Here is a 22,753-nt window from a genome sequence, read left to right as displayed (position 1 = left end):
CCGGCTGTAGTCGATTAGTTCAGCTCGCTGCTGACGCAAGGAGGCGGCGCAAGAAAATACGATGCCAATAAGCATTCCGAAAGTAAGACCATACTTGACGAGGAAGAGATGGTAACGAAAACGATAGCATTCTGGAACGTTGGAGGTATGTCTGATAGTTCGGGCAAACTAGCCGTGTTCACTGCATGGCGAAATGCGCATACGCCAGATATTCTCTTTTTAGAGGAGGCCGGTAAGAATCTTACAGTTGGGAACCTTGTAGGAGCAGGCCAGAACTCAATGACTGCTGAAATGGCTGACAAGAATGGCGGCGCAAGCACAAAGAATCTCGCAGTTATTTTTCCAAACAACCTCGGCTTAGAGGCGACCGCCAAGAGGATGTGGAGCCAACGCGCAGTGGCGAACAACCGGCTAAACTCGGGCATTTCTGCTGGAAGTCCTCAAAGGCGAGACATTCTATACCTTGTGGGCAAAATACAAGGTCAAAAACATCATATTTACGGGATGCACGCAAATGCTTCTTATAGCGGCGGAAACACAGCGTTCGATTGTGCAGAGCAGGAACTCGAAAATAACACCAGGGAGGCGGCGATCGTTGGTGGTGATTTCAATAGTGTAAAAGATAGCGATTCAAATCGGGTGCGTAAAATACTTCCTCTTGATTACAATGGTGATGAGCTGCCATTCACCCAGTGGGCCAAGACAGGAAAGCGCGCCCAGTTCATGGGGCCAGGCTTAACCAACGCGACAAACCTCCAGGACTACAATGAGTATCTTGAGTCTATCAGACTGCCGCCAAACTATGTGCCGCATGCGAATTGGCTATACGAAGTGCAACCTCATGGCCTTATCGATTTTGTTCTTTCGAATGCGGTGACAGATGCAGCGGACTTGATTGCGCTTCCCAATTGTACGGATAGCGACGAGTGGTTTAATGTACTTAAAGAATTTGACCATTGCCCGGTATTGTACGAACTGACCGTTGATTGAAGCGGGCGATGCTCGCCACCCCGAAAACCCGAATTAATCTTGGTTGCTGGCGCGAGTGGCCCTCGCTGGCGCAATGCCGTACCTTGCGCTGTACCGCGCGTGCCTGGGGCGTTGAACCGCCGGGGATGTCCCATCGGCAAGCTTTTCGCTACAATCGCCGGCTGATCGCAACGTCTCCCGCGAAGGTTCCGATGATCGACAAGCTTGCCCACATCCTCGCCCGCCATGCGGGTGCCGACGGCGCGCAACCGACCGCGCTGCCGCGCCTGCACATCCTCCGTTCGACGACGCCGACGGACCCGATCCCCGTACTGCACCAGCCGGCCGTCTGCTTCGTGGCCCAGGGCCGCAAGCAGACCATGCTGGGCGACCGTGTCCACCCCTACGCGCCCCCGCAGTTCCTGATCGTGAGCGCCGAAGTGCCGATCACGGGCCAGGTCACGCAGGCGTCCCCAGAAGAGCCTTACCTGTGCCTGCGGCTGGACCTCGACCCGGCCACGATCAACGTCGTCATTCAGGATGCTTTCCCGGACGGCCTGGCCAACGACACGCCGGCCAGTGCCGTCGACGTCAGCACGGCGCCACCGGCCTTGCTCGATGCCGTCGTCCGCATGGCGGCGCTGCTCGACGTGCCGGAGGCGGAGCAGCGCTTCCTCGCGCCGCTGGCAGAGCGCGAAATCCTGTACCGGCTGCTGGTGGGCGAGCAGGGCGACCGGCTGCGGCAGATCGCCTTCGCCGACAGCAAGCTCTCGCGCATCAGCCGGGCCATCGCCTGGATCAAGGCCAATTACGCGCAGGCCGTGAAGGTGGAGGAGATCGCGGCGCTGGTGAACATGAGTTCTTCGTCGTTCCACGAGCACTTCCGCACCGTTACCTCGATGAGCCCGCTCCAATACCAGAAGCAGATCCGCCTGCAGGAGGCGCGGCGGCTGATGCTCGCGCAGGCCGTCGACGCGGCCACGGCCGGCTTCAAGGTGGGTTACGAGAGCCCGTCGCAATTCTCGCGCGACTATTCGCGGCGCTTCGGGTTGCCGCCGAAACGGGATATCGAAAAGATCCGCGGCATGCCGGTCTTTGCCTGAAACACAACAGGGCGGTTGCCATACTGGCCTGACCAATCTAGAATAGGCCTGACCGCATTTGCTGACCCGTTTGCCATACCTTCGGCAAGTGCCGGCCGCAGCACGCAGCATGCAGAAGTACCACGCAGCACGCACGATCGACCGCCTTCGACCACGGCCCATGCGGGTCTTCCTCGAAGCGGCACGGGATACGCGAGGTGTCCCATTGCGTTCGCGCCCGCGAGCGCTTCCGACATCACAATAACCAAATCGGAGACACGCTTGACTATCAAACACCTTGCCGGTGCCCTGGCGCTTGCCGCCCTGGGGACCGCCGGCGCGCATGCCGCGCCGATATCTCTGCAACACGCCATCATCACGGCCACCTACAACGGCGAGGCGGCCGCCATGCTGGGCCTCGACCACGGCTTTGCCGCCGAACCGGGTTCGAATACCACGGCGCTCGACCCCACCGGTACGGGCGTCGAATTCCTCACCGCGGATTTCCAGTTCGGTATCGACTTCACCGCCGACGGCGCGCTGACCGTGATCGCCAACGGCGCCATTCCCACCGGCGCCTACAGCATGCGCTTCGACTTCGGGTCGAGCCTCGCCGCGCCCATCGGCGCATTCACCTTCCTTGGCAACAGCGGCAGCAGCGGCAATCCGGCGCTGTCCATCGTCGACGATCACACGATCTCGCTCGACCTCAGTGCCGTGCAGTGGACGGAGTTCGGCTCCGTGACCGCGCAGATCGGCACGGCCGCGGCGGTGCCGGAGCCGTCCAGTGTGGCGCTCCTGGTTGCCGGCCTCATGGGCCTGGCGTTCGCGTGGCGCCCGCGACGCGAACGCCACTGAGCACGTCATAGCGCAGCGGGGCACTCCCCGCGCCAATCCATTTCCACAGGAGACAGCATGCGACATCTTGCAGTCAAGGCGGCGCTGTGCGCCGCGTTTGCGCTCGCGGCGGCATTCGGCCATGCCACGGCAGCGACCGACCCGGCTCGCCAGGCGGCCCCGGCGGACGGCTGGGCCAGCCAGGCAGGCGGCACGCAGGGCGGTGCCGCCGCCCCAAGCGAGCACGTTTACACGGTGGCCAATCGCGCCCAGTTGCTGGCGGCGATCTACAACGGCGGGAACAACGCCAAGATCATCAAGCTGGCCGGCCCCATCGACATGAGCGAGGGCCAGCCCTACACGAGCAGCGCCGACCAGGCCGCGCGCGGCGCCATTCGCCTCAAGAGCAACACCACGCTGATCGGCGGCGGCGCGAATGCCGGCATCGTCAACGGCCATATCCTCGTCTCGAACGTCTCGCAGGTCATCATCCGCAATCTCAAGATGGTCAACCCGTGCGACGTCGGTCCCATGTGGGACCCGAACGACGGTTCGACCGGCAACTGGAACGCCGCGTTCGACGCCATCGGCATTTCCGGCGCCGACCACGTGTGGGTCGACCACGTGAGCTTCACGGATGCGCCGGTGACCGATGATTTCCTGCCCGTCGAGAACGGCCACGTGAAGCAATGCCACGACGGCGCGCTGGACATCACCAACGGTTCCGATTACGTGACGGTGTCCTACAACGTTTTTGAGAAGCACAACAAGAACAACCTGGTCGGCGGCAGCGACGGCGCCACCGGCGACGAGGGCAAGCTGCGCGTCACCTTCAGCAACAATGTGTTCCGCGACGTGGCCAGCCGCGCGCCGCGCGTACGCTACGGCCAGGTCCACCTGTTCAACAATTATTTCGCCGGCTCGAAGTCGCATCCGGTCTACCCGGTCAGCTACAGCGTGGGCGTGGGCCATGCGGCGAAGATCCTGTCGAACAACAACGTGTTCGAGGTAACGGGAGCGCGCGCCTGTGCCGACGTGGTGCGCGACTTCGGCGGCAGCGTGCCGGGCGCGTTCAAGGATAGCGGCTCGCTGCTGAACGCGGCCGCGCTGGGCGCCTGCGCGGTGCCGGCCAGCGTCGCCTGGACGCCGCCTTACGCCTACACCCCCCGCCCGCCCGCGCTCGTGAAGGCCAATGCGCTGGCGCAGGCCGGGGGCGGCAAGCTGTCCACGTCCGTCACCGGCACCGGCAGCACCACGGTCGACACGGGCCCGAGTCTCGCTTGCCCGGCCAGCGGCCTGTATTTCTGCGACGATTTCCAGAACGGCAGCGCGGCGAAATGGAACCTGCTGCCGGTGCCCGGCCCTAACGGCAGCTTCAGGGTGCAGGATGAAGTCTCCGGCAGCGCCAACAAGGTGCTGCAGTACACGGCCGCCACGACGGGCGGCGTGCTGGCCCTCATCAAGCCGGAAGCCCTGGCGAATGTGCCTTCAGCGGATTACTACGTCGAGGCGCGCATCCGCCCGATGACGAACGGCACCACCGGGAACAAGCAGCTGTACCTCGTCACGCGCTACGTGGATGCCAACAACTGGTACGGCGGCGGCCTGAACGTGCAGAACAGCACCGCCAGCACCCGGGTCGAAATCGCCAGGATGGCCGCGGGTTCGCTGAGCCGGCCGGTGCAGGCAGCCAAGCCGATCGCGATGGATGGCCCGTTCTACACCGTGCGTTTCGAACTGGTCGGCGGTACGCTGACGATCTACCTGGACGGCGAACGTCTCGGCTCGTTTACCGACAGCGAGTTCGCCGCCCGTGGCCTGGTGGGCCTGTACACGGCCAATAAATCGTTCCAGATCGACGATGTGCGCATCGGCGACCCGGCGCTGAAGCCCTCGCAACTATCGCTCGACCCCGGCGCGACGACGTATGCGGCCGAGGCGGGGGACGCGCCGTACCAGCTGAGGGTGACGGCGGTCGCCCCGGACGGCACCCCGGACACCTTCACGGCGGTCTCCAGCAACCCGGCGGTGGCGAGCGTCGCGCTGGACGGCGGCATCGCAACCATTACCCCCGTGGCGCAGGGGGCGGCGAACATCACGTTCAAGTCCGGCTCCGATCCGCTGTTGACGCGCACGATCGCCGCCACGATCGCGCCGCGCTTCGTCCAGCCCACGCAGACGTACCCACTCGACAACGCCGCGTATCCGGCCGCGCGCGCCGAGGCGCAGCCGGTCGACGTGTCGCTCAAGCTCGTGTTCGACAACCCGCCGGCCCTGGGCAGCGGCGGCACGATCCGCGTGTTCCGCAGGGGCGACGATGCGCTGGTCGACGTGGTGCGCCTCACGGGCGAAATGGACGCGCTGGGCTATCCCGGCCAGGCCCAGGTGCGCAAGGTGAACACCCGACCGGTCCGCATCGACGGCAACAGCGTGACGATCGACCTGCACGCGAACAAGCTCGATTACGGCACCGAGTACTACGTGGCCATTTCCGATGGCGTGTTCACCGGCGCCACGCTGGGCGGCGTGCCGTTCGCCGGCATCGGCAAGGCGGGGGACTGGTCGTTCACGACACGCACGGCGGCGCCGGCGGGCGACACGGTCACGGTCGACGACGACGGCCAGGCCGACTTCCGCACCGTGCAGGGCGCCTTGAGCCATGCGATGCAGCATTTCGGCAAGGCCGATCCCGTCACGATCAACGTGAAGAACGGCACGTACGAGGAGCTGCTGTTCCTGCGCGAAAAGGACAATGTGCGCATCGTCGGCGAAAGCCGCAACGGCGTGGTCATCCGCTACACGAACAACGACAGCCTCAATCCGGGCACGGGCGGGAGCCAGAACGCCGCGAGCACGGCCGCCCCGACCGGCGGGCGCGCGATCATGCTGGTGGAAGCTGCGGACATGCTGAGCCTCGAGACGCTCACCTTCAACAACACGACCATCCGGTCCCCGTCGATTTCCGCGCAGGCGGAAACGCTGTACTTCAACAGCGACGGCGGCCGGCTGGTGGCGAAGAACGCCGCCTTCCACAGCGAGCAGGACACGCTGAACCTGAAGGGCTATGCCTGGTTCTGGCGCACGCTGGTGGCGGGCAATGTGGACTTCATCTGGGGCAGCGCCCGCGCGGCGCTGTTCGAAGAAAGCGAGATCCGCTCGGTGGGCGACTCCAATAACGCCAGCAGCGGCGGCTACGTGCTCCAGGCGCGCGTGCCCCTCGCCACCGACAAGGGCTTCGTCTTCCTCAACAGCAGCCTGACGCATGGCCCCGGCCCCGGCCCGCTGCACGGCGACGTGCCGGCCGGCGCGACGTACCTGGCGCGCAGCCCGGGCGGCACCGCGAGCTGGGACAATATTGCCTTCATCAACTGCCGCATGGACAAGCACGTGGCGGCGGCGGGTTGGGCGGGCCTGGGCGTCAACGGCCAGCCGGCGCCCAACCCCGTCGAGCCCAACGCGACTTCCGGCTGGCGCGAGTATGGCACGACCGACCTGGCCGGCACGCCGGTCGACCTGGCGGCCCGGGTGGGCGGCTTCCAGCTGAGCGCCAGCGACGTGGAAGCGGGCTTCGCCACCCGCGCCAGGGTGTTCGCGGCCTTCGGCGGCGGCGCGGGCTGGAATCCGCAGCCCTGAAGCCGGGCCGGGCGCCAAGGCGGCGCGCCGGGGGCCGCCGCTGTGCCACCATGCCCTTTTCACTTGCGGGAGGGGGCCATGGCACATGTGGTCTTGATCGGCGATTCGGTATTCGACAACGCGCGCTATGTACCGAAAGGCACCGAGGTGGCGGCCCAGTTGCGGCAGCGCCTCGGCGCGGTGCACCGGGTGTCGCTGCTGGCCGTGGACGGCGCCGTGCTGGCCAACGTTCCGGCCCAGCTGCGGGGGATCAGGGGCCTGCCGCAGCCGCCCAGCCATATCGTGGTGAGCGCCGGCGGCAACGACGTGCTGGGACTCGTCTCGAGCATGCAGACACCCGCCCGCACCGTGCTGGCGGCGGCCGAGCTGCTCACCGCCTGGCAGGCGGAATTCCGCCGCAACTACCTCGCCATGCTCGACGCCGTGCGCGGACTCGGCACACCGTATGCCGTCTCCACGATCTATGACGGCGTGCCGAACCTGGCGCCGGGCCTGCGCGGCGCGCTGTCGTTCTTCAACGACGTCATCATCCGCGAAGCCGTCACGCGGCGCGTGCCGGTGCTGGACATGCGGCTCATCTGCAACAAGCCCGCCGATTATTCCAGTACGTCCCCGATCGAACCGTCGGCCGAAGGCGGGCGAAAGATCACGGCGGCCATCGGCGAGCTGGCGCTCGCGCACGATCCGTGCACGCTGCGCACCGTCATCTTCGGGGGTGCAGCGGCTTGACGCCATGCTGTTAATATTCGCGATAGCGTTCCAACGGCCATCCTCGGGAGTACACAAATTCTACGTTTTCTAGTCAAGGCGGTGATACGCAAGCCGAAGCTGTCGCTCGCCGTTGGGTTGTCGGTGCTGGCCGTGCTGGCCGGCACCATGACCTACACCGGTTACCTCGTCATCGGCGTCCTGGCCGATCACCTTGACACGGGCCGATTCACGGCCGGGCTCCTTCTTGGCGTGGTCTTTGCCAGATTCCCGTGGATAAGCAAAGGCAAGCTGCGCCTCGTCGGGCTATTGCCGAAGCCAGTCCGTCGACCGCTGATCGTGGGCCTGCTCGCACTGTGCTCGCTGGACTTCCTGTCGCGCGGTGACTACGTGCCCGCGGGCTTTACCGCTTTCGCAACGGCCTTCGTGCTCGGTTTTCCCTGGCTGCGACGGGCGATGTTTGACCGGATGCTGTCATCCGTCTTCAACTTCACGGGCCAGAATGCCCGCAAAGGCGCCGACGACATGGTGATCGACGGTGAGTTCAGGGAAAAGAAGGATTAGTGCTTCCTCAAGGGCTGCTCGGCAGCCGCCGTGGCAGGGACGTCCTGTTCCGGCACCTGGAACCGGGTCGAGGGCCGGCCATCGGCGTTGTGCTGCATGATGCGCACCGGCCGTCCCTGGGCGTCGAGCCATACCTGGCCGATGCCGGCGCCGTTCCACACCCGCTCGCCGCTCTTGCGCAAGTCCGGCAGGCGCGGCGTGATGGCGAGTTCGCGGCGCTGCGTAAACCAGTTCAGCGGCGAGCGTGGTGAATACAGCCAGCGATTGAGCCGGTCGAGCCAGTCGAGCAGGCGGCGCGGGAATTCGTTCTTGATGCCGCTGCTGGTGATCTGCCAGATGTGCGGTGTCTCGTCCGATTCGCGCACTTCCACATCGTAGGCGAACGAATAGTGCACGTCGCCCGACAGGATCACGTAATTGGCCGGGGTGCGCGAGTGGCGGAAGATATTGATCATGCTGCTGCCGGCGCCGCGATGCGCCATCCAGTTCTCGGCATCGACGGTCAATGCCTGGCCGACGAAGGTGGCGAGCCTTTGCACCACCTCGATCAGCTTGACCCCGAACATGGGCGTCGCCGACACGATGACGGCGGCCGTTTCGTCCAGCAGCTGGTGCTGCAGCTCGGTGAGCGATTCCCAGTCCATCAGGCCCGACGGAAAACCGGGGCGGCGCCGGTTGCGCCAGCGCCGGGTGCGGGTGTCGAGCACGATGATCGTGGGCTGCGTCCGTATCACGAAATCCCACTGGCGGAACGAAAGCAGGCGCCGGATCAGCGCGTCCTGGACCGGCGCGTCCAGCCGATTGTCGGCATCCGGCGCGGCCGTGGCGGCCAGCACGGTCATCTCGTCCAGAGCCGGCTTGAACACCTCCGGGCGGTTGCCCCAGCCCTGGCACAGCATATAGGAGATCAGCGCATTGCCGACGATGCGGCGCGAGAACGGGTTGCCGTAGGCGGCGGTTTCCCACTTGGCCGACAGGTTCCAGTCATCGGTGACGTCATGGTCGTCGAAGATCATCAGGGTCTGCACGTGGGCCAGCAGCCGCGCGGCCTGCGGCAGGGCGCCGCAAAAGCCCGCCAGAGTCTTCGACTCTCGCCGCCAGCGCTCCGCATGCCTGGGCGCCAGCGCGGGCGCCGGCGCATCCGCCACCAGTTGCCACGGAACAGGCGACCAGACCAGCAGGTACATGGCCATCATCTCGGCCAGTGTCACGAGGTGGTTATGCGCATTGGCGGTGGTGAAGATCGGCTTTTTCTTGCCGCGGAAGAAGCGGTCGCGCAACGCATCGTTGGAGTCGAACGCGGGCAGCAGTTCTTCGCGCCGGTAGTAGCTGGCCGGATGGCGGTACAGCTCCTCGCTGTCGGCGACCACGGCGCCTTCCAGGCATTCGGCATACAGGCCCAGGCGCCGGATCAGCGCGTGGATCGCCGCCAGCATCGGGCCGGCCACGTCGTCGGCATACACCTGGTCGCCGCACAGGATAAGCATGGCGGGCCGCTCGTCGGCCCGTTCCACCTGGTCGGCCAGCAAGGCGTCGGCGCGCGCCAGGCCGTCGGGCGCGGGATGATGCGGTTTGCGGCACGAGCCGAACAGGATATTGTCGCTGCGGCTGCGCAGCACCATGCTTGGGCGCGCGGCGCCGGCATGCAGCAGGTGCGGCGCCCAATCCGCGATGCCGCCCGCCTTGCCATCGCCGAGTTCGACGAGCAGGTCGTATTCGACGATCGTGTCCTGCGGCAGCGGCTCGGGCAGCGCGACATCGATCAGGTGTACGCAGGCGTGGCGGCCGACACGGACCACGCGGCAGGAATGCTCGTCCAGGGGCAAGCTTCGCGGCACGCCTGCCTTGGGCACTAGCACCAGCGTCAGGTCCAGTGGCGCGCTGCCGACCAGCCATAGCACCAGGCGCCCCGGCTCGAGGCGGCGCAGGATGGGACCGGCAAGTACGGGCGGCAGGCTCTCGGAGGCGGGACTCTGGATCAATCGGATGCGCTATCGGGTTGAAATGAACAGCGCAGTGTAGCAGACGCGCGGGCGGACCCCGGCACGCCGACGGCTCATCCTTACGCGCGCGATGGCGGCTGGCCTGGAAGAACGCCTTGTTGGCTGGATGGCTGCGTCGCCAACCCGTTGAGAGCCGCCTTCAAGGCGCGCCAGTGCCAGATCGAGTCGTCGATCGGCACTGCCGATGCGGCGTCGGCCTGAAGCCGGATGACCGTGGCAATCCCTTCGCGAAGCAGCATCGCTTGCGCATGAGAAAGCGTACTCTTCTTTCCCGTGAGCCAATCGGATGACGCCGGTGAAACGAGCATCATTGCCTGCGCCAGCGAACACTCCAGTTTCTGCCGGAGCCGGATAACTGCCATCTTGGCGTCGCGGCCGAAATCAGGCCCCAGCACGTAGTGCATATCCCCCGCGGCGGCGGCATCGTACTTATCTTCGAGGTACTGCTCGACACTCTGGCCGCTGCCGACGGTTTCGATCCGGCCCGTGGCCGTATCGACGAGATGCGCATTCGCGCCGACGTAGCAGCGCTCCCGCATGCCGCGGACGACGAAGTCTTCACTGTTGACGCGGATGACCCAGTAATCACCGCGTTCGGACAGTGCGCAGGACTGAACAGTAAAGCGCTCGGTGCCTCCGTAGGAGCCTTCGGAGCGGCGAAGGATCAATGCCTTCGCCTGGTCTGCATCGATCATTGCATGCCTGAAAACGAAAAAACGTTCCGCCAGTCTAACTCAGCGGGGCAACTGCTGGGGCTTGCGTCTCACGGCGGTGCGCGAGGGAGGCAGCCCCACGCTCGCGATGGGGGGCGGCAGGGTATATCAGCCGCGCCGCCTGCGCAGCAATACCAGCACGCCCAGGCCGGCCGCGAACATGCCATACGTCGCCGGCTCGGGGATGGCCGGCGCAAACGTCGCGAAAGTGGGCGATATCGATCCGCTTTCCTCGGTCGTCAGGTCGTAGAGCCCCGTGCGGGCATACGCCGTGGCGTCTGTGTCGAGCAGCAGGAAGTAGCTGCTGGCGCCTGCTTCGAGTGCGTCGACGTCTGGCGCTTCGAACAGGAAATTTACGCCATTGGTGGGCGCGGAGAACAGGCGCGCATTATAGGCGGGCGTATCGCCAAGACCGTCCACGGCCCAGTTGGCGTCGTAGACCGATGTCAGGAAATCGCCGATGCGCAGTGCTGTGATGGCGCCCGCCGAGCCGGCATCGTTGATGACCCGCCAGTAGAAGTCGAGCGTGCCGTCGATATCCGAACGGACCACTCTCGACTGCACGGTGCCGGTGACGAGTCCACCGTAGGCGCTGAAGGAGAACTCCTGCACATCGTCCACCAGCACGACCCCGGCAAGCTCTGGTTGCTCGGCCACCGTCGTGCCGGGCAAAGGCGTGACCACATCGGGCGTGAGCACGACGGCACTGGCGGTCCCTGCCAACGCAAGCAAACATGCGGTGGCGATTGTCTTGAGCTTTCTCATGGGTGTCTCCTTTCCATGTGTGGGCAACATGTGTGGGCAACAACAGCGGAAGTATAGGCAGCCCCAGGCGATAGGCAACTAGCTTTTTGACAGCAAGGGGAGGGTGTTGGACGGGTGAGACAGACGCGCCGCGGCACTTTGTTGGACGGTGCGGCGGATACCGGCGGATGTTCCCGCCGTGTTATCGTCATCGCACGCGATCCTCGACAGGGCGGCGCCCTGCTGGCCATCCAATGGAAGAGGCACGACATGTTGCAGACCTGGCGCGTCATTCGAATGCTTACGATAACCCTCGCAGCAGCTCTTGCAGGCTGCGGCAGCGGCGACCAGGGCGAGCAGGGGCCGCCCGGCCCCCCGGGCGTCAATGCCGACGCCATCGCCACCATCGGCGAGGGCGCCATCATCATCGATGGCGCTGCGGGCGGCGATCCGCAGGAAAGCATTTATGTCCGCAAGGCTGGCCATGGCCCGAAGACCATCGTCCTCGTCCCCGGCAATAACACATCGGGGGCCGCGTTCGACGGCATGATGGGCGTCTTGCGCGCCGTCGATTCGCTCAACGACGCTTATACCGTCTACACCTTCGATTACCGCGGCAGCGGCAAGTCGAGCTACAACAGGAAGATCACGTCGCTGAAGGATTTCGCCGCGGATTTCGAAAAGGTGATGAACAAGATCGGCAATTTCCCGACCTCCGGCGTGACACTGGTGGGCTACTCGATGGGCTTCGGCGTCGCACTGGAGATGGTCATCGCCAATCCGGGGCGGTATGCCAATGTCGTCAGCCTGGCGGGCATAGGCACCCGCGGCATCCGGGTCGGTTTCAATGCGAGCCAGGCTGGCACCGATCCGGCCGGCCGCGCGTGGGCGAACGGCGACTGGGTCACCGTCGCCAACGATGCCGCCGGCATCGCCGGCACCGCGTTCCAGCAGCGTTCGTGGCAGGGCGAGCAGCGCACCTACGCCAACGTGCAGGCCACCTGGGATGCGGTGGTCTATAACGATGTCCTCAAGTACGACATCGGCAAGGCCTTCACACCGGCGGCCGTGACCGATCCCACGTTCCGCGCTTCGCCGAACTACATCAACTCGCTTCTCGACGGTTTCACGATCCAGTACATGCCCGAGTCGCTGTACTACGCGCACAAGTTCAACGTCTCGCCCGTCAGCGTGGTCAAGCCCGCGCCCAATGCCGACGGCAGCGTGGTCACCATCCGGGGCGATGGCCGCCTGGGCGCGCTGTTCAACGGCAAGCGCGCCATGCTGGTGAAGGCCACCACCGATTTCGCCACCTGGCGTGGCGACCAGGTCATCTACGACAACTACACGGCCACCTCGAAATACGACCTCAAGCGCGCAGGCGCCAATGTGACCGCCGTGATGATCAATCCAAACCAGGGCTTCGATCACGGCTTTCCGATCGCGCGGCCGCTGGAGACGGTGCGGCTGATCGATGCGTTCATCAGGGGCGAGATGTCGGCACCCAGTGCCGTGGAGGCCCTGGGCGGCGCCGGCGTGGCTGTGTATCCGAATGAAGAAACGGCATGGGAGACCGATACCTTTACCGGCTTGTGAAGCGCAGCAGGTCCCGGCGATTGCCGGCGCGTGGTTCATCGCATGCGAATCCGGCGCCGTCTTTACAAGTGGTAACGAGTGATACAGGTCAACGTATAGCCGCGGCACATCTCAACGATTAATCTACTTCTGCAGGCCAATCGATGGCCATCAGGAGAAAATCATGGAAAAGAACGCTATTACGAGCCGTATCCACCCACTGTTCGCCGCCGCGGCCGTATCGGTCATCGCCCTGAGCGCAACCGGTATCGCGGCCCTGACTGGCGTGCTGCCATCCACCAAGGCCGAACCGGCCGCGCAGGCCGTCCCTGAGAGCCTGGCGGCACAGCAACCCATCGGTGCCCTCCAGCCAGTCGAACCGCAGCAACTGGCGGCGGCGCAACTGGCCGCCCAACGGGCCGCATTGCAAGCGCCGCAGCCGGTAGCCGTGCCGACGCCGGCGCCCGCCCCGGCTGTGCAGGCTGCGCCCGAGCGCAAGGTTGTTCGCGAGATCGTGTACCGTGAACCGACACCGCGCAAGCCGGTGCGGGAAGCACCGGCCGAGAGCTACGAAGCGCGGCACCAGGCACCGGTGCAGGCCCAGGCGCCGGCCGCGCAGGAAACCAAGCCGAACTATGTGGCGATCGGTACCGGCGCTGTCATCGGCGGCTTGATCGGCAACCAGATCGGCGGTGGCAATGGCAAGAAAGTGGCAACGCTGGCCGGCATCATTGGTGGCGGCTATGTCGGCAACGAGATTGCCAATCGCGACAAGTAAAGGGGCGACCGGCACGGTGGCCAACGCCAGCCGCGCTTTCCTGTACACCTGACGGGTTTCGACAGTAGTCGAGCCTTTCGGACCGACAAAACGCCGCCCGCCGCATCTCGAATGTCCCGTCATACCTTGGTCTGGCGGGACATTTGCGTCGTGCCCCACGTATTTCAAGACCAATCTCATCCATCAGGAATGAATCGGTGCTTTCCTGGACTGCGAGCCTGAAATTTGCGCCTGGATATATTCCGCGGCATCGAGGATCGCGGCAGTGGGCTCCGGGTTTGGAGCACGGTCCTTGCATCTCGCTAGTGTTGCACCCCGGTAACAGCGCGTCGTGAATTTATTATAATAAAAATAGTATCAAAATTATAATGAACACGGCCTCGATCCGGGGCATCACTTTCACGAGACAGGAAAAAATCATGATCCTCAAGCTTATCAGCGGCGCCTTGCTGGCAGCCGTTGGAACACTGACGCACGCCGCCACAGTGGCGCCTACGCAATGGGAATTCACATGGAAGGGCTTTAGCGTCTACGAAGAATGGATTGGCGGTCACTATGAGCCGGACCTGACCATCACCGGCAGATTCGCGGGTATCGACGCGAACGGAGATGGCGTCCTGGAAAAGACCGAAGTCACATCGCTGACGATCGACCGCAGCTTTTATGACTACGCGGCATGCCCGGCGCAGTCGCCGGAATTCCGGTGCGGCCTGTGGTCATTCACTTACAGCGCAGCCGGCGGCCTGGAATTCACCGCGGGCCACACCAGCTATGATGGGGTGCCCGGCCAGGATGACTGGTGGACCGCGCACAGCGTTTCCTACGACACGTCGTCCGGTATCTATGAAAAGTCCTATGGGTACCAGTGGCCGGGCGAGGAATATTCGCTGTCCTTCACCGATTCCACCGTGAAGACCGTCAAGCAGATTTCTCCGGTTCCCGAACCGGCGACCTATGCGATGCTGGCCAGCGGCTTGCTGCTGCTGGGCGCGGCGCGGCGCCGGCGCAAGTGAATTGCGTGGGCTCGCATGATTGACTCTCCGAATACTTGACGAGCCTTTTCGACGGAAAAGCCGGGAATTTCTAAGTTGCTGATTCGCGGCTTTTTGTCGCCATGGCGAGATTGAGGACGGATTGTGTCCCGCAGTGTGGTGTATGAAGAGTTCGCCAGAATTGGCGTTAGGAAGGCGGCCTGAAGGGCGGCCATTGTGATTCTTGAGGTAATGTTGGGTTTGCGAAGACCTTAACGAAACCATACGGAGTCACAATGACCGACGCCACTATCGCATTATCCGAGCTCGCCGAAAAGGGGGCAGATGCAGATTTCATCCGTCAAACGCTGCAGCACGCCCTGCAGCGGCTCATGGAGATGGATGTCGAGGCGCTTTGCCAAGCCGCATACGGCCAGCGCAGCGACGACCGCATTAACAGCCGCAACGGCTACCGCGACCGGGCTTTCGAAACCCGAGCCGGCAAGGTGGATCTGAAGATTCCGAAGCTGCGTAGCGGCAGCTACTTCCCCGCTTCCTTAAACCACGGCGTACCGCCGAAAAAGCACTAACAGCAGTCATCCAGGAAGCCTACATTCAGGGAATTTCGACGCGCTCGGTTGATGAGCTGGTCAAGGCAATGGGCATGAGCGGCGTTTCGAAGAGCCAGGTTTCACGTCTGTGCGAGGAAATCGATGAGCGGGTGCAAACGTTCCTGAACCGGCCGATCGAAGGCGACTGGCCCTATCTGTGGATCGACGCCACGTACGTGAAATCGCGCCAGGCCGGACGAGTCGTCTCCGTGGCCGTGATAATCGCTGTGGCCGTCAATACTGATGGCGTGCGCGAGATTCTTGGTGTCGCAACCGGGCCCTCCGAGGCCGAACCGTTCTGGACCGACTTCCTGCGTGGCCTAACGCGTCGCGGCCTGCGCGGAGTAAAGCTGGTTATTTCTGACGCCCACGAAGGACTCAAGGCTGCTGCCAGCAAAGTGCTCAAGACATCGTGGCAGCGCTGCCGGGTCCACTTCATCCGCAATGCCTTGGCCCATGCAGGGAAAGGTCAGCGCCAAGCCGTTCTCGCCATGATCAACACGATCTTCGTGCAGGAAACCGCGGAAGCAGCCAGCGTCCAGTGGCGCATTGTCGCCGACCAGCTGCGGACAAAATTCCCCAAGCTCGCTGCCATGATGGACGACGCAGAGCATGAGGTGCTCACTTTCATGACCTTCCCGAAAGCCCATCGAACCCAAATCCACAGCACTAATCCACTTGAACGATTGAACGCCGAGGTGAAACGCAGAACCAACGTCATCGGCATATTCCCCAACGACGGAGCCATTATCCGGCTGGTCGGAGCTATGATGCTCGAACAGAATGACGAGTGGTCCCTGCAACGCCGCTATATGCAGCTTGAAGGATTACAGTCCTTGAGCGACAATCAGCCCGCACGGCTCTCCGCCGTGTTTAACTGATCGGGGACCCAGCCCCTCGAGAACACATCTCATACACCACGCCTGGGGACACAATCTTGAGGACGTCTTGTAAGGTCTGCTCTCGCCCTGGAGCTGACGTCGAAGGCTACCCGAGGTTATCGTGTTTGCACCACGTTCGGCTATCTGCCGCGTAAGTCAGAAACGGCGTGTGCTCAGAGTTTTCAGGTGTGATATGTGCCGGGAGTCCTAGAGCCCCAGCCAGATTCTCGACAAATGACAACACTTCCTCATGCTCCAACGGGCTAGTAATTTCACGCGGCGAAATGTCGAGTTCTAACTGCTCGGCAATGAAGAAGTGGCAGCAGATTTCAACCGGGCCGTCCAACAAAATCGACAACCCATGCACTCCTTCGCGATTTCCCAAAACGCTGTGCGATCCCGGGAAGGGGGCCGCCACTCCGTCAAAACTGTACGAGTATATGTATTGGCTGAGCAGTTGGTCGAAGCGATTCCAGTGGACAGCCGCCATATCCTGCACGTAGATGTCCCGAAGTGATCCATCGCGTTCCCATAATCCTTCTATCTCGTGGAAGTCTGGTCTCATGCTGGTAGATGATCGACTGGTAGAAATTGGCATAAAACGGCCGCTTCTGGCCGATATCAGCCGGTCGCAATGACGCAGTGTACGGTGTTGTTGCTATCAGGACAACCCCGGTTTGTCAGGCGTTCCAAAGCCCGGCTCGTGTATTACGCGGCTAACAGCGTCCTCGCCCTCGATCATCCAGCGCCAGTGCGGCGGCCAAGTTTTTGAGCACGCGTCGTCGATGAAGTCGAAAGCTCCTAATCCTCGACAACCACAATGCACCGGTCTCCGGCCTGCCCAACGCTGATATATGGAAGAATGTGCTTCATCAAGCTCCTCGATGCAGGAAGGTTCCGAATGCCGCTCCTGGCTGAACTCGGCCGTTCGCGGCAGCATGGCAGGTTCGCGAACTGCAAATTCCCGCGCTATACCGACGGGCCGCTCTCGGCCCGAAGCTGTCCTGAACTAACGTGCGCTGATCGATCCAGCTTGCTGTTCAACGCAGGACGTCCAGCACTGCGGCGCGGACAGCCCGATCGTTATTGAAATCGATGTTCAGTTCGACGTGAGGAACGAGCGCTTCGCCGTCGCCGCGTACGCGGTTACGCCAGACCTTCATCGGCATGAAAAGCACATTCCCACTCGGCAGTGGCACGGCGGCACGTTCGAGGTAGACGGTGTCCGAGGCGGTCGTACGTCCGAGGTGTAATGAGCCGGGAACAAGGCGTATCAGGTCCACAAAGTCGAGGCAGGCGCTGGCGCAGTCGCTGTCCGTGATAACGGCAACTTTACCGGCAAAACGACGAAGCCAGCCACCACGCGAAGCGACCTCGGCGCGCGTCAACCGGGGCATTCCCGCCGTGTCGACCCAAGTATTGCCCACATGCCTGCCGTCGCGCAATTTGTCCAAGAGTTTTTTTGTCTCTTGTGTGCGTGCGTGGTTGGGGCCATGGCGTTTCGACATTTCATCGACGTAGTGAGCCACTCCGGAAATGGAAATATCGGAAACCCGCCATTGGGCGAACACCACCGGCAGGCGGTCGAGTCCAGTCGTATTGAACACAAGGCCCCCTGTGGCTGCGGCGAAAATTCGCTGACCAATCACACTCTCTCCGCCGGCATTTCCGCGCGTATCGAATACGATCGAACGCACGTCACGCAGGGCCGCAATCTCCTTCAACATGACGTCCAGCTCCTTCGCCTCGTCAGGACCAGGCATGAAATTGGCGGCCCGAATCCAAAGGACGTTATCCACGACGTCATAACGGTTGCGGCGGGCAGGAGAATGAGCGCCGACACTGCGCAGGCTCTTCCACACATCCATTGTCCGCACGCTGCGATACACGACTTTCAGGGCAATCGTCTTGCCATCGGGTCGGATAAACGTGCATTGCTTCAGTTCCTGGCCACTCAGTCTCAGGGAACCAATTTCCGGAAACATGCCATTGCGCAGTGACCGTGAGTTACGCCGATCGAAGTACGGAACCTGATCCTCGGCGACGATCGCTTCGGGTGTCCGACCGTCGCAATCCTGCAAAGTCGCGCCAACCGGAGGCAAAGGGTCGCTCCACCCGGGCATGACGGCCGTGACGACTGCCTTGCCATGTTGCTCATCCACCCGCCAACCGTTGACGATTTCGTGGAAGTCGCCACTGCGAACGTTGTCCGAGTAAGCGAGATGACCATCCTGGAATCCCGAAACGTAATAGCGCACTGCCGACATCATCGTATCGTAATTGACGACCCGCGGAATCAGTGCTTGCGCTTCACGGTAGCCTTGCTCGCTCCATGCCCGCACACCGGGATTGTCGGGATCGATATAGCCGGGGTGCGCGTCGATAATGGCGGTATGGACCGCCCTCAGGTCTGCAAGCGCGATAGCCTGCCATTGCTCTGCGGGCATGTCTGGTGGAGGCGTTCGATGGGCCTCGCAACCGGCCAATGTAGCGACGCATCCAAGGGCTACGGAAAGCGTCGCCAGAACGCGACCAGAAGCAAACGATCGGCGAAATTTCCAATGCATAGGGCTCGAGCGGTGCGATCAAAGAGCATGAGCTTAGCGAAAATCCATGCGCGAATGTGCGTGCATTCCCACGCTTTTCACTTTTCCCCTGCCAGAAGGTGTATCCAGCCAGACGCGTTTTACAACAAGTCGTTCCCGATCCAGGCCCATCCCAGCCGGCCGGCAATCCCACGCTGCGCGCGTGACTTCCAGGCTTGACCAGCACACCGGTGGAACCAGCCAGCGCGGCATGCCGCGCGAGCGCGCACCAACGAAGTCCCCAGCTATCGGTTCCATGGATGCCTCCCATGGAAATAATCCATTTTTCGCCCGCGCGGTCCTTCTTTATATTGCCGCTATACCAATCAAAAGAGGGACACCAGCATGTTCAAGTACTTCCCGACCAACTATGTGTGGAACCTGTCGGTCGACCTGGCGATCGAGATGGGCGCCAGGATGGGCGAGATCGAGGAGATGTGCGCGCCGCTGCAGGAAGCGGCGCGGCAGCCCGATGCCGAGGGCACGCGCGCGTTCCGCCAGACCTGGGCGGACATGGCCGACAAGCTGTGCGGCCTCGCCGAGGAAGACGAGCGGCGTGGCCGCCTGATCTCGGCCGGCGACAAGTACGGCCGCGCCGCCACCTACTACCTGACCGCCGAGCGGCTGCAAGCCCATGGCGCGCCGGGCCGCCTGGAACTTTATAAACGCTTCCTCGACGTTTTCAAGCGCGGCATCCAGCTGGCCGGAGAGAACTGCGAGCGCGTCGAGATCCCGTACGGCGACGCGCACATTTCCGGCCTGTTTGTCCGCGCCGAAGGGGTGACCGGACCGGCCCCGATCCTCGTGCAGGTCAACGGCCTCGATTCGACGAAGGAGATGAAATACCGCGTCGGCCTTCCGCAATGGCTGGCGAAGCGCGGCGTCTCGTCGCTGATCATCGATCAGCCGGGCACCGGCGAAGCCCTGCGCCTGCATGGCATGCACGCCGTGTACGACAGCGAGCGCTGGGCCTCGAAGGTGGTCGACTGGCTGGAATCGGACCCAGAGCGGCGCGCGGACGTCGATCCGAAGCGCATCGGGCTGGAAGGCGTGTCGCTGGGCGGCTATTACTGCCCGCGCGCCGTCGCCTTCGAACCGCGCTTCGCGTGCGGCGTGGTATGGGGCGCCAATCACGACTGGCGCGACGTGCAGAAGAAACGCCTCGCAAAAGAGGGCAGCTTCCCCGTGCCGCACTACTGGGAACATGTGCGCTGGGTGTGGGGCGCCAAGGACATGGACGACTTCATGCGCATCGCCGAGAACGTTCACCTCGACGGCGTGCTCGATCGGATCAAAGTGCCGTTCCTCGTCACGCACGGCGAAAAGGATTCACAGATTCCGCTGCACTGGGCACAGCGCACCTATGACCAGCTGGTCAACAGCCCGAAACGCGAGCTGAAGATTTTTACGGCCCGCGAGGGTGGTGTGCAGCACTCCAGTTTCGACAATTCCGCCAATGCGGGCGCCTATATCGCCGACTGGGTCGCCGAGACGCTGGGCGGGCGGACCGCGCTCTAGAACGCTTGCGAGCCGAAACGCTTGCATTTACCCCGACAGCAAGGTCTGGGGTCGGACCGCCGCGTCCGACCCCGGGTTCTGCACCTGGGGTTGATCCTTTCGGAGGTGCCACCCGCACTTCCATACATCACCAGGAGACATCATGAACATCATCGGACCGGACGCGCTGGTCTTCGGCGTGGACGACGTGGCCGCCTGTGCGCAATATCTCACCGACTACGGCTTGAAGCCCGTCGGCGACGGCCGCTTCGAAGCGCTGGATGGCACGGCCATCGTGCTGGCAGCGAAGGACGATCCGTCGCTGCCGCCGCCCATGCAGACGGCCAGCATGCTGCGCAAGACCGTGTATGGCGTGGCGGACGAGAAAACTCTCGGTGCCATCGCCGAGGAGCTGGGCCGCGACCGCGAAGTGAAGCGGCTGGCCGACGGCAGCATCGAGGCGGCGGACGACATGGGCTTCGTGCTCGGCTTCCAGGTGACCGTGCGCCGCCCGCTGGACCTGCCTGCGGAAGCGGTGAACGCGCCGGGTGCGCCGCCGCAGCGCCAGCCGAACCACGTGGCCGTCGACGAAGCGGCGCCCGCGCTGCCGCGCACGCTGTCGCACGTGGTGTACTTCGTGCCCGACCTGGCGAAGGCGGAAGCGTTCTATGTCGAGCGGCTGGGCTTCAAGTGCACCGACCGCCTGGTTGGGGCCGGTCCCTTCCTGCGCCCGGCCGGCACGCTGGATCACCACACGCTGTTCCTGATCCAGACGCCGCCGTTCATGAAGGGCATCGAGCACTTCACCTTCCACATGGGCGGCCCGACCGAGGTGATGCTGGCCGGTACGCGCTTCGTGAACAAGGGCTACCAGTCGTTCTGGGGCCCCGGCCGTCACAGGTTCGGTTCGAACTGGTTCTGGTATTTCAACAGCCCGCTGGGCTGCCACGTGGAATACGACGCCGACATGGACCTGCACGACGAGGCGTGGGTGGCCCGCGAAACGCCGATGGGGGCGGACGCTTCCCAGCTGTTCCTGTTCCAGCAGCGCGACAAGTGGGCGCCGGGCGGCCCGCCGCCGGGTGCCGCCGGCGCCGCCGAGCGGCATTGATGGACAAATTCCTGTGCCGCCTGGAAGACATCCAGGACGGCGCCTCGCGCGGCTTCGACCCGTGGGGCGAGGGCAGGGACACGGTGCTGGTGGTGCGGCAGGGCGGCCGCGTGCACGGCTGGCGCGACGCCTGCCCGCATTACGGCGACACGCCGATGGCCTGGCGCAAGGACGCGTACCTGAACGCCGATGGCACGCGCATCGTGTGCGCTGCCCACGGTGCCCAGTTCGACGTCGTCACCGGCATCTGCACCCTCGGCCCCTGCCTTGGGCAGGGCTTGCAACCGGTGGCGCTGGCGGTGACTTCCGAAAACGATATTTACATTCCGTGGGAAGACGGAAGGAGACAACCATGAACAAGGCAGTCAACAAGGTGCTGGTCGTCGGCGGCGGTTTTTCCGCCATGGCCGCCGCCATCGAGCTGCGAAAGCGAACCATCGGGGTCGACCTGGTCGAGATCGACGCCGGCTGGCGCTCCTACGGGGCCGGCATCAGCCTGGGCGGCGCCACGTTGCGCGCCTTCCTCACCCTCGGCGTGCTGGATGAATTCCTGCGCCGCGGCGATGCGCACGACAACGTGGACATCCACACGGCGGGCAATCACCACCTGGCCACGCTGCCCACGCCGCGCATCGCCGCGCCCGACGTGCCGGGCGGCGGCGCCATCATGCGTCCCGTGCTGGCCGCGATCCTGGCCGAAGCCACCCGTGCCAGCGGTACCGACGTGCGCCTCGGTTGCACGTTCAAGTCCATCGTGCAGGATGCCGACTGCGTCGACGTGACCTTCACCGACGGCGACAAGGCCTGCTACGACCTGGTGATCGGCGCGGACGGCCTTTATTCGACGGTGCGCGAAGTGCTGTTCCCCGAGGCGCCCGCGCCGAGGTACACGGGCCAGGGCGTGTGGCGCGCCGTGCTGCCCAGGGCTCCGGAAATCAACACCGCCAGCATGTGGCTGGGGCCGAAGATCAAGGCTGGCGTGGCGCCCGTCTCAAGCACCGAGATGTACCTGTACGTGACCGAGGATCGCGCCGAACGCGCCTTCATCGATCCGGCCCGTTTCACCACGCTGCTGAAGGACTTGCTGGCGCCGTTCGACGTGCCGGTGCTGCAGCGCATCCGCGATCAGCTTGGCGAGCACTCGCAGGTCATCTACCGGCCGCTGGAAGGCTTGCTGCTGCCGCGACCCTGGCACAAAGGCCGCGTCGTGCTGATCGGCGACACCGTTCATGCGACGACACCGCACCTGGCCTCCGGCGCCTGCATCGGCATCGAGGACGCGATCGTGCTGGCCGAGGAAATCGGGCGGCATGCCGACGTCGATACGGCCTTGAACGCCTTCGAGGAGCGGCGCTGGGAGCGCTGCCGCATGGTCGTCGAGAATTCCGGCCGGTTGGGCGAGATCGAGATCACCGGCGGCGACAAGGCCGAGCATGGCCGCATCATGCGCGAGACGCTGGTCGCCCTCGCGAACCCGATCTGATGCAACTA

General features: G+C 63.8%; 18 protein-coding genes and 1 pseudogene. 14 read left to right on the top strand and 5 right to left on the bottom strand.

Annotation, left to right across the window (positions count from 1 at the left end):
- Nucleotides 1–108 precede the first annotated feature (108 nt).
- The 6 genes from V6Z91_RS25930 (at nt 109) to V6Z91_RS25905 (ending at nt 7,793) form a co-directional block, all read left to right on the top strand.
- Nucleotides 109–990 carry an endonuclease/exonuclease/phosphatase family protein gene (locus tag V6Z91_RS25930; protein ID WP_338763066.1) on the top strand — a complete coding sequence of 294 codons (882 nt, stop codon included), beginning with the start codon at nt 109–111 and terminating at the stop codon, nt 988–990.
- A gap of 191 nt (nt 991–1,181) precedes the next feature.
- On the top strand, nt 1,182–2,072 hold the full coding sequence (locus V6Z91_RS25925; RefSeq protein ID WP_338763062.1) for an AraC family transcriptional regulator: 891 nt from the start codon (nt 1,182–1,184) through the stop codon (nt 2,070–2,072).
- Nucleotides 2,073–2,333: 261 nt separating this feature from the next.
- Nucleotides 2,334–2,909, top strand: a complete 576-nt coding sequence (locus V6Z91_RS25920) for a PEP-CTERM sorting domain-containing protein (protein ID WP_338763059.1) — start codon at nt 2,334–2,336, stop codon at nt 2,907–2,909.
- 57 nt (nt 2,910–2,966) lie between these two features.
- A complete protein-coding gene (locus tag V6Z91_RS25915; RefSeq protein WP_338763057.1) occupies nt 2,967–6,521 on the top strand; it encodes a pectinesterase family protein in 3,555 nt (1,184 codons plus the stop codon).
- Nucleotides 6,522–6,599: 78 nt separating this feature from the next.
- A complete protein-coding gene (locus V6Z91_RS25910) occupies nt 6,600–7,250 on the top strand; it encodes an SGNH/GDSL hydrolase family protein (protein WP_338763054.1) in 651 nt (216 codons plus the stop codon).
- Nucleotides 7,251–7,331: 81 nt separating this feature from the next.
- Nucleotides 7,332–7,793 (top strand): hypothetical protein, encoded by a 462-nt coding sequence (locus V6Z91_RS25905; protein WP_338763052.1) that lies wholly within the window; start codon nt 7,332–7,334, stop codon nt 7,791–7,793.
- Here the strand turns inward: V6Z91_RS25905 and V6Z91_RS25900 are convergent.
- The 3 genes from V6Z91_RS25900 to V6Z91_RS25890 all read right to left on the bottom strand — a co-directional run bounded on the left by V6Z91_RS25900 (nt 7,790) and on the right by V6Z91_RS25890 (nt 11,274).
- Nucleotides 7,790–9,772: an alkaline phosphatase family protein gene (locus tag V6Z91_RS25900; protein ID WP_338772051.1), complete on the bottom strand. Its 1,983-nt coding sequence runs from the start codon at nt 9,770–9,772 to the stop codon at nt 7,790–7,792. The two genes, V6Z91_RS25905 and V6Z91_RS25900, sit on opposite strands and share 4 nt — an antisense overlap.
- Before the next feature lie 83 nt (nt 9,773–9,855).
- Entirely contained in the window at nt 9,856–10,491 is a 636-nt protein-coding gene (locus V6Z91_RS25895) for a hypothetical protein (RefSeq protein WP_338763050.1), read from the bottom strand.
- 126 nt (nt 10,492–10,617) lie between these two features.
- Nucleotides 10,618–11,274 carry a PEP-CTERM sorting domain-containing protein gene (locus V6Z91_RS25890; protein WP_338763048.1) on the bottom strand — a complete coding sequence of 219 codons (657 nt, stop codon included), beginning with the start codon at nt 11,272–11,274 and terminating at the stop codon, nt 10,618–10,620.
- 276 nt (nt 11,275–11,550) lie between these two features.
- On the opposite strand from V6Z91_RS25890, the gene V6Z91_RS25885 reads away from it, so the two are divergent.
- The 4 genes and pseudogenes from V6Z91_RS25885 (at nt 11,551) to V6Z91_RS25870 (ending at nt 16,069) form a co-directional block, all read left to right on the top strand.
- A complete protein-coding gene (locus V6Z91_RS25885; protein WP_338763046.1) occupies nt 11,551–12,849 on the top strand; it encodes an alpha/beta hydrolase in 1,299 nt (432 codons plus the stop codon).
- A 163-nt stretch (nt 12,850–13,012) separates the two neighbouring features.
- Nucleotides 13,013–13,606, top strand: a complete 594-nt coding sequence (locus V6Z91_RS25880) for a glycine zipper 2TM domain-containing protein (protein WP_338763043.1) — start codon at nt 13,013–13,015, stop codon at nt 13,604–13,606.
- 368 nt (nt 13,607–13,974) lie between these two features.
- Nucleotides 13,975–14,619 carry a PEP-CTERM sorting domain-containing protein gene (locus V6Z91_RS25875; RefSeq protein ID WP_338763040.1) on the top strand — a complete coding sequence of 215 codons (645 nt, stop codon included), beginning with the start codon at nt 13,975–13,977 and terminating at the stop codon, nt 14,617–14,619.
- A gap of 254 nt (nt 14,620–14,873) precedes the next feature.
- A pseudogene (locus tag V6Z91_RS25870) lies at nt 14,874–16,069 on the top strand (IS256 family transposase).
- Between the two features lie 106 nt (nt 16,070–16,175).
- On the opposite strand, the gene V6Z91_RS25865 reads toward V6Z91_RS25870, so the two are convergent.
- Both V6Z91_RS25865 and V6Z91_RS25860 read right to left on the bottom strand, forming a co-directional pair.
- Entirely contained in the window at nt 16,176–16,634 is a 459-nt protein-coding gene (locus V6Z91_RS25865; protein ID WP_338763038.1) for a hypothetical protein, read from the bottom strand.
- Nucleotides 16,635–17,109: 475 nt separating this feature from the next.
- The gene (locus V6Z91_RS25860; protein WP_338763035.1) at nt 17,110–18,516 is read right to left on the bottom strand and encodes a S41 family peptidase; all 1,407 of its coding nucleotides are present in this window, start codon (nt 18,514–18,516) and stop codon (nt 17,110–17,112) included.
- A 483-nt stretch (nt 18,517–18,999) separates the two neighbouring features.
- Here V6Z91_RS25860 and V6Z91_RS25855 point away from each other — a divergent pair, with 483 nt between their 5' ends.
- The 4 genes from V6Z91_RS25855 (at nt 19,000) to V6Z91_RS25840 (ending at nt 22,745) form a co-directional block, all read left to right on the top strand.
- Nucleotides 19,000–20,172 carry a prolyl oligopeptidase family serine peptidase gene (locus V6Z91_RS25855; protein WP_338763032.1) on the top strand — a complete coding sequence of 391 codons (1,173 nt, stop codon included), beginning with the start codon at nt 19,000–19,002 and terminating at the stop codon, nt 20,170–20,172.
- 142 nt (nt 20,173–20,314) lie between these two features.
- Nucleotides 20,315–21,262, top strand: coding sequence for a VOC family protein (locus tag V6Z91_RS25850; protein WP_338763029.1), 948 nt, complete (start codon nt 20,315–20,317; stop codon nt 21,260–21,262).
- Nucleotides 21,262–21,618 carry a Rieske 2Fe-2S domain-containing protein gene (locus V6Z91_RS25845; RefSeq protein ID WP_338763026.1) on the top strand — a complete coding sequence of 119 codons (357 nt, stop codon included), beginning with the start codon at nt 21,262–21,264 and terminating at the stop codon, nt 21,616–21,618. Before V6Z91_RS25850 ends, V6Z91_RS25845 begins: the two co-directional genes overlap by 1 nt.
- The gene (locus V6Z91_RS25840; protein WP_338763023.1) at nt 21,615–22,745 is read left to right on the top strand and encodes an FAD-dependent oxidoreductase; all 1,131 of its coding nucleotides are present in this window, start codon (nt 21,615–21,617) and stop codon (nt 22,743–22,745) included. Before V6Z91_RS25845 ends, V6Z91_RS25840 begins: the two co-directional genes overlap by 4 nt.
- Nucleotides 22,746–22,753 lie beyond the last annotated feature (8 nt).

This window comes from Massilia sp. METH4 (assembly GCF_037094685.1).
Classification (GTDB): Bacteria; Pseudomonadota; Gammaproteobacteria; order Burkholderiales; family Burkholderiaceae_D; genus Rugamonas.
Note: the sequence above shows the minus strand (reverse complement) of the source record. Positions and strands in the feature narration are given on the sequence as shown.